Source organism: Methanoculleus caldifontis (assembly GCF_032842345.1).
Classification (GTDB): domain Archaea; phylum Halobacteriota; class Methanomicrobia; order Methanomicrobiales; family Methanoculleaceae; genus Methanoculleus; species Methanoculleus caldifontis.
The window spans coordinates 1-13,672 of sequence record NZ_WBKO01000001.1 but is presented as its reverse complement, the minus strand read 5'-3'; the positions used below and the strand labels follow the sequence as shown (position 1 = coordinate 13,672).

13 protein-coding genes are annotated in these 13,672 nt (G+C 63.9%); 4 read left to right on the top strand and 9 right to left on the bottom strand.

All coding sequences use genetic code 11. From position 1 onward, the window contains the following. Positions 1-123 precede the first annotated feature (123 nt). Genes F8E02_RS00065 through cofG form a run of 5 tightly spaced genes read right to left on the bottom strand, consistent with a single transcriptional unit; the run spans position 124 to position 3,141 of the window. Positions 124-405, bottom strand: a complete 282-nt coding sequence (locus tag F8E02_RS00065; RefSeq protein WP_317063337.1) for a ferredoxin-thioredoxin reductase catalytic domain-containing protein — start codon at positions 403-405, stop codon at positions 124-126. Continuing rightward, positions 402-1,133 carry a phosphoribosylformylglycinamidine synthase I gene (gene purQ, locus F8E02_RS00060; RefSeq protein ID WP_317063335.1) on the bottom strand — a complete coding sequence of 244 codons (732 nt, stop codon included), beginning with the start codon at positions 1,131-1,133 and terminating at the stop codon, positions 402-404. The genes F8E02_RS00065 and purQ overlap by 4 nt, the downstream gene beginning before the upstream one ends. 3 nt (positions 1,134-1,136) lie before the next feature. Next, complete coding sequence (gene purS / locus F8E02_RS00055; RefSeq protein WP_317063333.1) at positions 1,137-1,379, bottom strand: phosphoribosylformylglycinamidine synthase subunit PurS; 243 nt, start codon at positions 1,377-1,379, stop codon at positions 1,137-1,139. Then, positions 1,376-2,101 (bottom strand): phosphoribosylaminoimidazolesuccinocarboxamide synthase, encoded by a 726-nt coding sequence (gene purC, locus F8E02_RS00050; RefSeq protein WP_317063331.1) that lies wholly within the window; start codon positions 2,099-2,101, stop codon positions 1,376-1,378. Before purC ends, purS begins: the two co-directional genes overlap by 4 nt. Before the next feature lie 44 nt (positions 2,102-2,145). Next, positions 2,146-3,141 (bottom strand): 7,8-didemethyl-8-hydroxy-5-deazariboflavin synthase CofG, encoded by a 996-nt coding sequence (gene cofG, locus F8E02_RS00045; RefSeq protein WP_317063329.1) that lies wholly within the window; start codon positions 3,139-3,141, stop codon positions 2,146-2,148. Between the two features lie 267 nt (positions 3,142-3,408). On the opposite strand from cofG, the gene cofC reads away from it, so the two are divergent. Further along, positions 3,409-4,056 (top strand): 2-phospho-L-lactate guanylyltransferase, encoded by a 648-nt coding sequence (gene cofC, locus F8E02_RS00040; RefSeq protein ID WP_317063327.1) that lies wholly within the window; start codon positions 3,409-3,411, stop codon positions 4,054-4,056. Here the strand turns inward: cofC and cofE are convergent. The 4 genes from cofE to glyA are packed head-to-tail and all read right to left on the bottom strand — an operon-like array spanning position 3,973 to position 7,695. Further along, positions 3,973-4,791, bottom strand: a complete 819-nt coding sequence (gene cofE, locus F8E02_RS00035) for a coenzyme F420-0:L-glutamate ligase (RefSeq protein ID WP_317063326.1) — start codon at positions 4,789-4,791, stop codon at positions 3,973-3,975. The two genes, cofC and cofE, sit on opposite strands and share 84 nt — an antisense overlap. Beyond that, a complete protein-coding gene (gene folP / locus F8E02_RS00030; RefSeq protein ID WP_317063324.1) occupies positions 4,788-5,600 on the bottom strand; it encodes a dihydropteroate synthase in 813 nt (270 codons plus the stop codon). Before folP ends, cofE begins: the two co-directional genes overlap by 4 nt. Further along, positions 5,579-6,427 (bottom strand): bifunctional methylenetetrahydrofolate dehydrogenase/methenyltetrahydrofolate cyclohydrolase FolD, encoded by an 849-nt coding sequence (gene folD, locus F8E02_RS00025; protein ID WP_317063322.1) that lies wholly within the window; start codon positions 6,425-6,427, stop codon positions 5,579-5,581. The genes folP and folD overlap by 22 nt, the downstream gene beginning before the upstream one ends. Further along, positions 6,424-7,695 (bottom strand): serine hydroxymethyltransferase, encoded by a 1,272-nt coding sequence (gene glyA / locus F8E02_RS00020; RefSeq protein WP_317063321.1) that lies wholly within the window; start codon positions 7,693-7,695, stop codon positions 6,424-6,426. Before glyA ends, folD begins: the two co-directional genes overlap by 4 nt. A 188-nt stretch (positions 7,696-7,883) precedes the next feature. Between glyA and F8E02_RS00015 the strand changes: the two genes are divergently transcribed. The 3 genes from F8E02_RS00015 to F8E02_RS00005 are packed head-to-tail and all read left to right on the top strand — an operon-like array spanning position 7,884 to position 12,762. Beyond that, entirely contained in the window at positions 7,884-8,525 is a 642-nt protein-coding gene (locus F8E02_RS00015) for a DUF7518 family protein (protein ID WP_317063319.1), read from the top strand. Positions 8,526-8,543: 18 nt separating this feature from the next. Then, positions 8,544-11,987: a chromosome segregation protein SMC gene (gene smc / locus F8E02_RS00010; RefSeq protein ID WP_317063317.1), complete on the top strand. Its 3,444-nt coding sequence runs from the start codon at positions 8,544-8,546 to the stop codon at positions 11,985-11,987. Next, positions 11,980-12,762: a ScpA family protein gene (locus F8E02_RS00005; RefSeq protein ID WP_317063316.1), complete on the top strand. Its 783-nt coding sequence runs from the start codon at positions 11,980-11,982 to the stop codon at positions 12,760-12,762. The genes smc and F8E02_RS00005 overlap by 8 nt, the downstream gene beginning before the upstream one ends. The last annotated feature ends 910 nt before the right edge of the window (positions 12,763-13,672 follow it).

Here is a 13,672-nt window from a genome sequence, read left to right as displayed (position 1 = left end):
ATCCTACGGATAGTCGCACTTCGCGCCTTCGCGCGAGCTCCCGTCAGGCATGCGAGTGCATCGCACAGGGCGACAGCAATCCCGGCCCGGGGGTGCAGCGCATCCCCGCGGGATAAAATGGGGTTACTCGGACTTCTTCTTGAAGAAGAGCCTGCAGTGGCAGGACCCGTTCTCTTCGATCTCTTTCTCGTGATAGATGCAGGGGCAGACGATGACCCGGTCCTTCTCGGGGTCTCCGCTCCGGAGCCTGCAGGGACAGTACGCCGCCCCGAACCGCTCCTGGTTCCGGGCGAGCCCGCGGAGGACGGCCTCGAGCTGCCGATCGTCGACGTTCAGAATGTAGCCTTTCTCCTTTGCGAGCTGTTTCGCTCTGCTCCGTGCTTCTTCGATTCCCTCTTCAGTCATGGCAGAAACTCCTGGTGCGTCATTCTCCGGTGCCCGTGTTCTTCGATATAGGTTATCATCGACTTAAATATCTTGATTCCGTCCGCCGATCCCAGCACGGGCTCGCTCGCCCGTTCCGGGTGCGGCATCATCGCGAGGACGTTTCCTCGTTCCGAGAGGATGCCGGCGATGTTCTCCGCCGAGCCGTTCGGATTGCTCTCCGGCGTTGTGTTGCCGTACTCGTCGCAGAACCGGAACGCGACCCTCCCCTCGCGGTTGAGGCGGCCGAGCGTCTCCTCAGGGGCGACGTACCGCCCCTCCTTATGGGCGATCGGGACCCGGATGACCTCGCCCTCCCGGTAGAGCGCGGTGAACGGGGAGTCGGCGTTCTCGACGCGGAGGTGGACGTGCCGCGAGATGAACTTCGGATAGGCGTTCAGCGTGAAGGTGCCGTCGACCAGTCCGGCCTCGGAACCGATCTGCGCACCGTTGCAGATGCCGAGCACCAGTCCTCCGCTCTTCGCGTGCCTGAGGATCTCCTTCATGACCTGCGTCCGGGCGGCGATGGCCCCTGCCCGGAGGTAGTCGCCGTAGGAGAACCCGCCGGGGAGGACCACGGCGTCGTAGGACCGGGAGAGGCCGTTCTTATACCAGACGAGGTCCGTATCGACCCCGCAGACGTCCGAAAGGACATGGCGGGTATCCCGGTCGCAGTTGCTCCCGCCGAACTGCACCACAGCAAACCTCATGCCTCACTCAACCTCGATCGTGTAGCGATGGATGACCGGGTTTGCGAGAAGCCGCTCGCAGATCTGCCCGGCAACCTCGCGGGCCGCATCCGCATCCGCCGCGTCGAGCGCGATCTTAAAGAGCCTTGCCGTGCTCAGGTCTTCGGTCGGAAAGCCGAGGTTCTGGAGGGCGTGCCGGATGGCACGCGCCTCGGGGTCCAGCATGCCCTTCTTGAGGGCGATGGTGATGGCTACGGTATACTTCATGCGGACTCTTCGCGCGGCGGTGAAAGTATACGTTTCGCCACCCCGGCGTAGGTCTCCATGACGTCCCCCTTGTTGAAGCGGTAGACGTCTTTGTCGAGGGATGCCCGGGTCTCCTTGTCCCAGAGCCGCATCGAGTCCATGCTGATCTCGTCGCCGACGACGATCTTCCCGTTATACTTGCCGAACTCGAGTTTGAAGTCGACCAGGATGATGCCGCGCGCATCAAGGTACTCTGAGAGCACATCGTTCACCGTGAGCGCCATGGCCTTGATCTGGTCGAGCTCCTCGGGTGTCACGAGATCCAGCGCGTAGATCAGGTCGTCGTTCAACATCGGGTCGTGGTGAGCGTCGCTCTTGTAGTCGATGACGATCACCGGCGGGTCGAGCCGGTCGCCTTCCTTGAACGGGTACTTGCGCACGATGGACCCGGCCGCGACGTTTCTGACGATCACCTCAAGCGGGATCATCTCAAGGTTCCGCACCGCGAAGGTGGCGGGCTCGATGCTGCCGAGGTAATGGGTCTCTATTCCGTTCTCTTCCAGGTACCTGAAGAAGAAAGAGGAGACTTCCGCGTTGTAGCTCCCCTTGCCGCCCAGGGTATCTTTCTTCTCGCCGTCGAACGCCGTGATGTCGTCCCGGAACTTCATGATGTATACTTCCGGGTCGTCGGTGCGGTAAACGGATTTCGCCTTCCCTGTGTAGAGGAGGTCAACCTGTTTCATGGGCCAAATCTCCGGATATGTGTTGTCCGGTATGTATGATGAGGTTATGCTCCGCGGGCCCCGCCGGACGCCGCGAGCCTCCCGGCGAGGCGGCGGATCAGGGGTGCGAGGCGCGGGGAATACCACTCTTTCTCGATATACTGCGGGTAAATGCAGAGCCGTTCGCGGAGTTCTGCATCCCCGGCAACCCTCCGGAGTTCCTCGATCTGCGGCCAGGGGTGCTCGGGGTTGACGTAGTCGATCGTGAGCGGCGAGACCCCGCCGAGATCGTTGACTCCGCACGAGACGAGGCGGGATGCGTCGATGAGGTTCGGGGGGATCTGGACCGCTACGTCCGGGGGAAGGATCTCGCGGGCGAGGGTGATCGTCGCGCAGATCTCCCCGGTCCCCGGCACCGGTGCGCCCTCCATCGCCGTCCCCGGCTTCGGACAGAAGTTCTGGACGATCACCTCCTGGATGTGGCCGAATCGGCGGTGGAGGTCCCGGATGACCCGGAGCGACTCTTCGCGATCCTCCATCGTCTCGCCGATCCCGAGCAGGAGCCCGGTCGTGAACGGGATGGAGAGTCTCCCGGCGTTCTCGATCATCTCGATCCGGACGGCCGGGTCCTTTCCGGGGGAGTTCCGGTGTGCCGGGACGTCGGCGGTCGTCTCGAGCATCAGCCCCATGCTCGCGTTCACCTCGCGGAGCCGGTCGAGCTCGGCGTAGGTGAGGATGCCGGCGTTGGTGTGCGGCAGGAGCCCGCGCTCGATGGCGGCGAGGGAGAGGTCGTAGACGTAGTCGAGGATATCCGCGTAGCCGATCTTCGCAAGTTCGGCATCAAAGCCGGGCACCGCGCCCGGCCGTTCCCCGAAGGTGAAGAGCGCCTCCGTGCAGCCGAGAGCGGTGCCCGCCTCCAGCGTCCGGAGCACCTCGGCGGGGGGCACGATGCACCCCTCCCCGACGGGGGTGCAAAAGCAGCAGTAACCGCAACGGTTGATGCAGACCGTCGTCAGCGGAAGAAAGACGTTCCTTGAAAACGTGATCACGCGGCGGTGCATGGGTATATGTCGGCCCCCCTCCAGATGAACCTTCGGGGCCGGGTTTCCTCTGGGGATGCTTCACGCTACTCCGGATGGCACCGGTCGAGAAAGAGGTGGGTGAAGAGGCGCGAGCTCCTGTGTACAGATGTCTCTCCGGAAGTGCTTTGCAACCTCTCCGATAAATGGCCGGGTGCCGATGGGGGTTTTCTACAGAGCCCGGTCCGGGTCTCCTCCGTCACATGGGAAACGATGCTTTTTTGATACAGCCCCGACAACCGTTTCACGATGTACTTTCACGCGCTCATCCCTTTTAAGCCGGTAAACCCGAAGACCCGGCTCTCCTGCATCCTCAACCAGGAGGAGCGGGAGGCGTTTGCGCGGGCGATGCTTGAGGATGTGATCGCTTCCGTGCTGAAGTCGGGGTGCAGCGCCACCCTGCTCTGCACGCACCCCTTCAAACACGACGACGCGCTCATCGCCGTCCGGAAGGAGTCGTTGAACGAGGCGATCAACTGGGCGCTCGCGCAGTTCCACTGCCCGGCGCTCATCATCATGGCCGACCTTGCCCTGGTGACTGCCGGGGACATCCAGCGGCTGATCCGGACCGAGAAGGATATGGCCATCGTGCCCGGCCGGGGCGGGGGGACGAACGCCATATTCTTGAAGAAACCCAAGTGCTTCCACGCCGACTTCTACGGCGCAAGCTTCCTTGACCACCTCCGGATCGCCGCCGAGTGCAACTTCTCCGTCGACGTGATCGACTCGTTTCGGATGTCGACCGATATCGATGAGAAGGAAGACCTCGTCGAGATCCTCATCCACGGAAAAGGGAGGAAGAGCCGGGAGTTTTTAGAGAGCCTGGGAATCTCTCTCCTCATCGACGAGAAGGGCCGGGTCCGTGTGGAGCGCGACGCCCATAAAGAGACACTCTGAAGCGTCGATCGTGGCGACCCCGGCGTAATCGTCGCCGATGGGAAGGCCGACTCCCCGCACGAGGGCCGCGGGGACGCACTCTCCCGCCTCTCCCATCACGAGTTCGGCGGCCGAGGCGATACAGTCGGCCACCGCCCGCTTCGTGACCTCAAGTTCACGCCCGAAGAGATCTCTTTTCCCGCGCTCGTCGACCACCGAGGGGATGCCCGAACAGCCGATGGCGACCCCGCTGCACCCAAGGCGCATTGCGTGCGTCCTCGAGTCGATGACGATGACCCCGACGTCCGCTCCCGACCGCTCCCTGAGTGCCGCGCGTATCCGTGCGGCGGAAGCGTCGGGGTCGGCGGGGAGCGGGAGGACGAAACCCTCGGGGGTGTTCGAGGCGTCGATCCCCGCGTTCGGGAGGAGCGTCCCGCCCTTCATGCAGAGCAGGAAGCCGGGTATCCCGCCGACGACCCGGTCGCTCTCGCGGAGGACCACTTCGGCGACGCGGGGGTCCATCCGGTACTCTTCGGCGAGCCGGAGGGCTTCTGCCGACGGTTCGATCCCGGCGAGCCTGACCGCCCGCCCTTCGGCGGTGGCGACGGGCGACTCGGCGACGACCACGATATCCCCGTCCCGCAGCCCCCGGCACTCCGAGCGTCCGGCGGCTTCAAAGAGGTGCGCCGCGACATCGTCGCCGGCATGAATCAGGGGGGTCGCAAGCCCGTATACAGAGAACGATGGTGGTGTCATACTCTTCTCATCTTCTCGTAGACCCGCAAGAGGTCTTTGGTCTCGGCAACATCATGGCTCCGGACGACGGCTGCCCCGGCATCGAGGAGCATCGTCGTGAGCGCGAGCGTTCCCGCGAGCCGCTCGTCGGGTCCCCTGCAGAGGAGGTCGCCGAGAAAGGTCTTCCGCGAGACCGCGGCGAGCACCGGGCGGCCGAAGGCCAGAAACGAGGAGAAGTTCCTGCAGAGTTCCCAGTCGTCCTCGCTCGTCCGCGAAGGCGTCCATCTGCCGACGGCGGGATCGAGAACGTATTCATCGATACCGGAGCGGGCGCACCGCTCCACAACCGTGCCGAGGGCTTCCATCGTTGCGGCGAGGCCGACGGGGTCGCCGGGCTCCCTGCAACTCGCCATCGCAAAGACCGGGAGGCCGGCATCGGCGACCAGCATCGCGTAGCGCTCGTCGGAGAGGCCGGAGATATCGTTTGCCGCGTGGACGTCGTGGCGGAGGCAGACCTCGAGCACCTCGGGATAACGGGTATCCACCGAGAGGGTGATCCCGGTCCCGTCGAGTTCGGCGAGCGCCGCGTCCACCCGCGCCGCCTCCTCGGCGACGGTGAGGGGGGGAGACCCCGGCGCCGTGCTCCGCGCACCGAGGTCGATCAGATCGGCGCCCGCTTCAAGCATGGCAACTGCCCGGTCGTGAACCCCACCGGCCGGAGTGTAGGAGCCCCGGTAAAACGATTCGGGGCTGCAGTTGATGACACCCATCAGGCGGGCGGGAGCGCCGCCGCCGATCCGGAGGCGGTTTACCGTGCAGTACCGTTGCATGTCCTCAACTTGGCTGCCCTGAACGTGTTCTCCATCAGGGTTGCGATCGTCATGGGGCCGACGCCGCCGGGGACCGGCGTTATCGCTCCCGCACGATCCTTCACCGCATCGAAGTCGACGTCGCCGCAGAGCTTGCCCTGCTCGTCGTAGTTGATCCCGACGTCGATGACCGTCGCGCCTTCCTTCACCATCTCCGGCCCGACAAACCTCGCCTTCCCGACCGCGCTGACCAGGATATCGGCTCTCCGCATCTCTTCAGCCAGGTTCTCGGTCTTAGAGTGGCAGATGGTGACGGTTGCGTCGGCGTTCAGGAGCAGAGCGGCCATGGGGCGCCCTACATCGATGCTCCGGCCGACGACGACCGCACGTTTGCCCCGGATCGGGATCTTATACTCTTCGAGGATCGTCATGATCCCCTGCGGGGTGCAGGGGGCAAAGACCGGGTTCCCGGCAAGGAGCCTGCCGAGGCTGCAGGGGTGGAACCCGTCCACATCCTTGTCGGGTGCGACCGCCTCGATGACGCGGGTGGTGTCCACCTGCGGCGGGAGGGGGAGCTGGATCAGGATGCCGTTGATGTCGGGGTCGTTGTTGAGGCGGTTGACCGCCTCGAGCACCCGCTCCGTCGAGGCGTCCTCCGGGAGTTCGATCCCGATGGACCCGATACCGACGCGCTCGCACGCCCGGTGCTTCATCCGGACATACATCTGTGATGCGGGGTCCGCCCCCACGATGACGGTGGCGAGGCGCGGATAGAGCCCCGACTCTTCTATCCTCTCTTTGAGGATCTCAAGCCTCTTTTCAGAGACTGCTTTTCCATCGAGTATCATGCTACTTCAGGGTAGAGGGGATACTTGCTCGCGAGGGCAATAACCTCTTCCCTCACTTCGGCGATCGCCTTCTTCGAGGTCTTGTCTCTCGCGATATCCTTGACGACCCGGGCGATCCAGTGGCCGATCTGCTTCATCTCCTCCTCTTTCATGCCGCGGGAGGTGACGGCCGGCGTGCCGATCCGGAGCCCGCTCGTCACGAAGGGGCTGAGCTGCTCGCGGGGAATGGTGTTCTTGTTGACGGTGATCCCCGCCTCGCCGAGCGCGGTCTCGGCCGCGAGACCCGTGAGGTGCTCGCCGTTCGTGGAGACGCTTGTGAGGTCGAGGAGGATGAGGTGGTTGTCGGTGCCGCCGGAGACGAGGTCGAGCCCTTCGCCTGCGAGGACGTCGGCGATCGTCCGTGCGTTCCTCACGACCTGGCCGCAGTAGTCTTTGTACGCGGGGGTCAGCGCTTCCTTGAAGCAGACGGCCTTCGCGGCGATGACGTGCATCAGGGGGCCGCCCTGCATGCCGGGGAAGATGGACTTGTCGATGACCTGGGCGTCTTCCTTGCTGCACATGATGGCGCCGCCGCGGGGGCCGCGCAGGGTCTTGTGCGTCGTCGTCGTCACGGTGTCGACGACCCCGACCGGGGAGTTGTGGTATCCGGTCGCGCAGAGCCCGGCGATGTGAGCGATATCGGCCATGCAGCGTGCGCCGACCGTGTCCGCGACCTCCTGGAAGGCCTTGAAGTCGATCTCGCGCGGGTAGGCGCTCGCACCGCAGACGATCATCTGCGGCTTGACTATCCGTGCCATATCTTCGATGGCCGCGTAGTCGAGCGTCTCCGTCTCAGAGTCGACGCCGTAGTGGAAGATGGAGTACCAGCGCCCGGTGATGTTGACCGGCGAGCCGTGAGAGAGGTGGCCGCCCTGGGTGAGGCTCTGGCTCATGATCTTGTCTTTGTAGTTGAGGTGGGCAAAGTAGACCGCCTGGTTTGCCTGGCTGCCGGAGTGCGCCTGGACGTTCGCGTGCTCCGCCCCGAAGAGCCGGCAGAGCCGGTCGCGCGCAAGGTTCTCCACGACGTCGTGGAACTCGCAGCCGCCGTAGTAGCGCTTGCCGGGGTAGCCCTCGGCATATTTATTGGTCATTATAGAACCCATCGCTTCGAGAACCGCCTTACTGACGACGTTTTCCGAGGCGATCAATTCCAACCCGTTTATCTGACGCAGGCGCTCTTCCTCGATGAGGCCCGCGACTTCCGGATCGAAGTCTGCCAGACTGGACATGCACAAAAAGGTTGCTTCGGTGAGGTAATATTCTTTCTTTTGCAGGATTTGCCAATAGCCGTTCCGGATCTTGTGGCTCGCGGCGGTTTTCCTGCCGGACTCCGGATCCAATGTAATACTTCTTTATTTCGAGAATCTATAGGAATATTATTACGTAATTATTATCAAGGATTAATTTGAGGGAGTTTATGGCGCAGAAGGATGCGAGAATACGTTTTCTTGAGCGAGAACTCGCCGAGCGCGAGAAGGAGATGGAGATGAAAGATTACGAGCAGCCGCCGGCGGTGACGGTGGAGACAGCGACGATCGAGGCGGGGGAGGAGCGCCTGCGCGATCTGGAGCGGAAGGTGCGCGACCTCGAGGCCCTGGTCAAGGGACTGACGGAGGAAGTCCTCGACGCCAAGTCGGTGATGATGAAACTCCTGCGGGAGGCGGAGGAGCGCAGGAAGAAGCCGGTGGCCGAGGAGCGCAAGCCCGCGCCCGCCATCCAGGCGGAGCCCCGCACCGCGGCGCAGCCGGCCCCGGCGCGTGCCGCCGAACCCCGGGCATCCCCGCGCCCGGCGGAGAGGCAGCAGCAGCCGGCAGATCCCGTTCCTCCGGGCACGAAACTCGAACTGATCATGCAGAACGACGGGACCTTAAGGCCGGAGCCGCGGCGCCCCTCGGAGTACATCGTCGCCAGCACCAGGACCGGCAGCATACCGGCTAAGGCGCGGGGGAAGAGCGGCAGCAAGCCCTCGGACCGGACGCTCTTCGTGGAACAGAAGAAGCGTATGGTGGACGACGTCATCCAGGCCGAAGAGGATGACACGGTCGATCTCGATCGGTAAGCGAAGGGAGTCTCATCCTTGTACATCACGCAGCTTGAGATCGACAACTTCAAGTCTTTCGCAAGAAAGACGAAGATCCCTTTTTTTGAAGGATTTACTGTCGTCTCAGGCCCGAACGGTTCTGGAAAGAGCAACATCATCGACAGCATCCTCTTCGTCCTCGCCCTGTCGGGCGCCCGGGGGCTGCGGGCCGAGAAGCTGACGGACCTGATCAACGTCAACTCCGGGAAGGATACCGCCGAGGTGACGGTCACGTTCTCGGACGGCACGACGATCCGCCGCCGGATCAAGCGGACGCCGACGGGGTACTACAGTTACAACTATCTCAACAACCGTCTCTGCAAGCAGAGCGATGTCATCGAGTTCCTCAACAAGTTCGGGATCAAGCCCGAAGGCTACAACGTCGTGATGCAGGGCGATATCACCCGTATCATGGAGATGAGCGATGGGGAGCGCCGGAAGATCATCGACGAGATCGCGGGCGTCGCCGAGTTCGACCACAAGCGCGAGCAGGCGTTCTCGGAGCTCGAGGTGGTGCGGGAGCGGATCGAGCGCGAGGAGATCCTCCTCTCCGAACTGACGGCGAGGCTCGACGCGCTCCAGCACGAGCGCGAGCAGGCGATAGAGTACCGGCGGTGGCAGGACGAACTGGAGCACCTCGGCCGCTGCCGGGGGGCGGCGCTCGTCCGGCAGAAGGAGGGTGAGATCGAGACCCTCCACGCCCTCATGCTCGAGCAGCAGGCGGCGATGGGCCGCACCGCCGCGGAGCATGAGGCCGTCCGCAAACGGATCGACGAGGCGCGCGGGCGCCAGCGTGCGGTCGACACGGAGATCGGCCAGAAGAGCGGCCCTGAGTACCTCGCGCTCGTCGGGCGCCTCGAGGAGGCCCGGAGCGCGATCCGGCTCGCCGAGAAGACGATCGAGCGGCTGGGCTCCGGCCGGAGCGAGAACCTCGAGACGCTCCAGCGCGTCTACATGGACAGCAGGCGCGCGGAGGCGAAGGTCGGCGAGTGCGCGACGCAGATCCGCAACCTCTCGATCGACCGCGCGAACCTCGCTATGGAGGTATCGGGCCAGCGCGAGAAGCTGCAGGGGGTCGAGGAGCGGATAGCAAGCGAGAGCAAGGAGGTCGAGGGGATCAAGGACCGGCTCTTCGCGAGGCTCCAGGATCTTGAGGGCCAGAAAGAGCTCCGCGCGAAGATCCTCCGCGAGCAGGACCTCTTGATCGAGAAGAGCCGGATGCGGACCTCCGAGCGCGAGCGCCTGGACGCGCGCATCCGCCAGATCGAGGAGGAGCTCGCGAACAAGCAGGCGCAGGTCGCGGACTACGCCTCGTGTCTCGCCGGGTGCGAGACGCAGAAACGGCAGGTGGAGCGCGACCTCTCCGAGGCCGAGAGCTCGCTCTTTGCCCGGCGGTCCGCTCTCGACCGGCTGCAGAAGGAGATCCGCGAGAACCAGCAGAGCCTGATGCGCTTTGAGGCGCAGCAGCAGGTCCAGGGCGATGCCGGCGGGAAGGCGATGGACGTCGTCCTCGATATGGACGGGGTCCACGGCACCGTCGCGCAGCTCGGCCGGGCGCCGCCGGAGTACGCGACCGCACTCGACGTGGCGGCGATGGGCCGGCTGCGGTGGGTGGTCGTGGACACCGATGCGGTGGCCTCGGACGCGATCCGCTACCTGAAGGATAACCGTCTCGGCCGGGTCACCTTCCTCCCGCTCAACAAACTCCGTCCCCCGGTTCTCCAGCCGCTCGAAGCCGATCCCGGGATCGTCGGCTACGCGGTCGACCTGCTCGAGTTCGACCCGGCGTTCGACCGCGCGTTCCGGGTTGTCTTCGGCGCGACGGTCGTGGTGGATACTCTCGAGCGGGCGCGGCGGATGATGGGCCGCTACAAGATGGTCACCCTGGACGGGGACTTCGTCGAGAAGAGCGGCGCGATGACGGGTGGCTCTCAGGTGAAGAAGGTCCGCGGGTTCGGGGTGGCGGTCGACGACGAGATCATGCGGGTCCGCGCGGCCCTCGCGGGCCTCGAAGCCGAGGCGGCGGAGGTCGACGCATCCATCCGGCGGCATGCGACGGCGGCGGAGGCGAAACGGGCGGAGCGGAGCGGGCTCGATGAGCAGATCGCGCGCTACCGGATGCTTGTCGATGAGTTCCGGAAGCGCACCGAGGTGCTTACGGGAGAGCAGCAGACTCTCGCCGCGACCCTGCAGGAGATGGCCGACGGCGTGAAGACCGGCGGCGAGGAGCTCGCGCGGCTCGAGACCGATCTCGAACGGACCTCTGCCGAGATCGCGCGGTTCTCGGCGGAGGTCGAGGACCTCAAGAAGAAACTCGACGACACCGAAGTCCCCGCGCTCACCGAGCAGTACGAGTCGCTGCGCAAATCCGTCGAGGATCTCGAGCGCCGGCTCCGGAACAAGGACGCGGACATCGCCGACGTCCGGCGCGAGCGGCAGCACTTCGCGAACCGGACCGAGGAGCTCGCGGCGGAGCGGGACCGTCTTGAGGCGAAGAACCGTGAGATCGACGCCGAGATCACGGCGGCAAAGGAGCAGATCGAGGACCGGCACCGCCAGATCGTCCAGCTCGAAGCGCTCCAGAAGGAGTTCTCCGACGAGCTCGCGGGCCTGCACGCCGAGCGCGACCGTATCCTCGACGAGATCCGGGCGCTCGACCGGGGGGCGCTCGAACTCTCGGGCGCGATGGAGCGCGTCCGGATGCAGGCCGATGCTCTCGCCGAGCGGGAGCGGGTCCTTCTCGTGGAGCTCGGGGTGCTCAGGGAACAGGCCGGGGACGTGACGACCGATCTTGACCTTGCCGCCATCGATGCCGGGCTCGCGGAGGCCAACCGCGCGTTGAAGAAGATCGGCGCGGTGAACATGCTCGCGATCGAGGAGTGCGACCGGGTCAGCGCGCGCGTCGCCGAGCGGACGGAGAAGAAAGAGGTCCTCTCGCGGGAGCGGACGATGCTCCTTGAACGGATCGAGCGCTACGAGAAGATGAAGTACGAGGCCTTCATAACCGCTTTTTCCGCGATCGACGCGAACTTCCGCACGATCTTCGCGCGGTTGACCGATGGGAGCGGGAGGCTGGTCCTCGACAACGAGGAGGACCCGTTTGCCGGCGGGATGACGTTCGCGGTCCAGCCGCGCGACAAGAAGGTCCACCTCCTCTCCGCGCTCTCCGGGGGCGAGAAGTCGCTCGTCACGCTCGCGTTCATCTTCTCGATCCAGCAGTATATGCCCGCGCCGTTCTACGCTCTCGATGAGGTGGATATGTTCCTTGACGGGAGCAACGTCGGCCGGATCGCCGCGATGATCAGTGATCTGACCGGGAACGCGCAGTCGATCATCGTCTCGCTCAGAAAGCCGATGATCGAGCGCGCCGACCGTATCGTGGGCGTGACGATCCGCCCGGACAAGAGCACTTACGTGACCGGTGTGCAGAACAATGGATGAGGAGCCCGTCGAGATCCTGGCCGGCATGGCCGAGCGGGGGGAAGTCGATCCCTGGAACATCGATATCGTGGATGTGACGGACCGGTTCCTCGCCGAACTCGACCGGAGGAAGGAACTCGACCTGCGCGTATCGGGGCGGACGCTCTTTTATGCCGCCTGCCTGCTGCGGTTGAAGTCGGACTACCTCGATGGGTGGGACGGTGACGGGGATGAGGAATCTCTCTCTGAGGAGGAGGAAGACGCATTCTCCTGCACCGACTTCGACTTTGAGCCCGGGGACGGCGGATGCGAGCCGATGGGGCGCCTGGAGCGGGAGATCCAGCGCCGCCTGGGGAGAAAGAGCCTGCGCAAGCGGCCGCCGGTCACGCTTTATGAGCTCATCAAGCAGCTCAAGACCGCGGAGAAGGAGCAGCGCCGCCGGCAGCGGAGGCGGACGCCCACGGTCCGGGAGCCGGACCTCGATCTCAGCGCCGGCGATGTGGTGGCGGTCGCGCACGACGAGGGCTACCGGGACTCGGTATCCGTCGTGATGGGGGAGTTCCGGCGCGCCATGCAGGGCGGCGGCGTCCTGACGCTCGACGCTCTCTCCGCGGCGATGGGGCGGAGCCGGCGCGAGGTGTATATTCCGCTCCTCTTTCTGATGCTGGAGGGGAAACTTGCTCTCTGGCAGGACGAGTTCTTCGGCGAGATCTACATCGGCGACCGGGTTCCCGGCGGGGATGCAGGTTTTGATGCAGGTGCGGGGGGCGCCCCGCTCCCTGCGGGCGAGCCATAGACTCCGCCTCCTCTCTTTGCCTGGATTGCTGTTTTAGCGAGTATCCTTTGGCGTGAGTGTGTCGCGCTCCTGCGCGCGTGGCAATTCTCCCGCGCGCTCTGCATATATAGTTGGCCCTGGAGCAGCATTTTCGGGTGAATCTGCGGCCGGTCTGACGCCTTCCGGCCCCTGTCCAGGGTAAATGTATAAATACCCCCGGAGTCAACATCATATGGTCGGATCGGGAGTGAATCTCGTCCTGAATTCTGCATTCAGGTGCAGAATCGGCGATACTTCCGATCAATATGGGGGTTCGAGCCCGGTGCTCGGATCCGACGGGGCAGGGGAATGTTTATATGACATTGAGCCTTACATAGTAAGGCTGTGTTGTCCTGGCGTCAGACCGTGCAGCCCCGTCGGGGTGGTCTGGTCTGCGTCACTTCAACTGCTTGTGAGGGACCCGGTCTCGACCGGGTTCTGATGCGGGTTGACAATGTTTATATGTCGGGAAGTTCCACATATATTCTCGCACAATGTGTCGCCGGCGCAGGATGCGTCGGGCACGGTTCGGGAATAAAACGATGAATTCCCGGCGCGACACCTGAAGCAGGGTCGTAATGTTTATATGCGATGCAGAACAAACATTATGTCCTGCGCAGGCAACATCGGCTCTGGCCGATTCCCTGCATCCAAAGGGTATGAAGACTCGAGGCGAAATCCTCGAATCCGAAATAGGAAGCAAGTGTTTAAATATCTGCAAAACAAACATTGTTTCCCTGTAAATGGAGACCCAACACGACCGCACAATCGCGGGTTGGTTCTGACGTTGGCATTGGCAATGCGGAAATTTGTTCAGTAACCGCTAATTCCTCCCAAGTTTATCAGTAGTGTGCATACTTCAAATTCTGGTTGATCCTGCCAGAGGTCACTG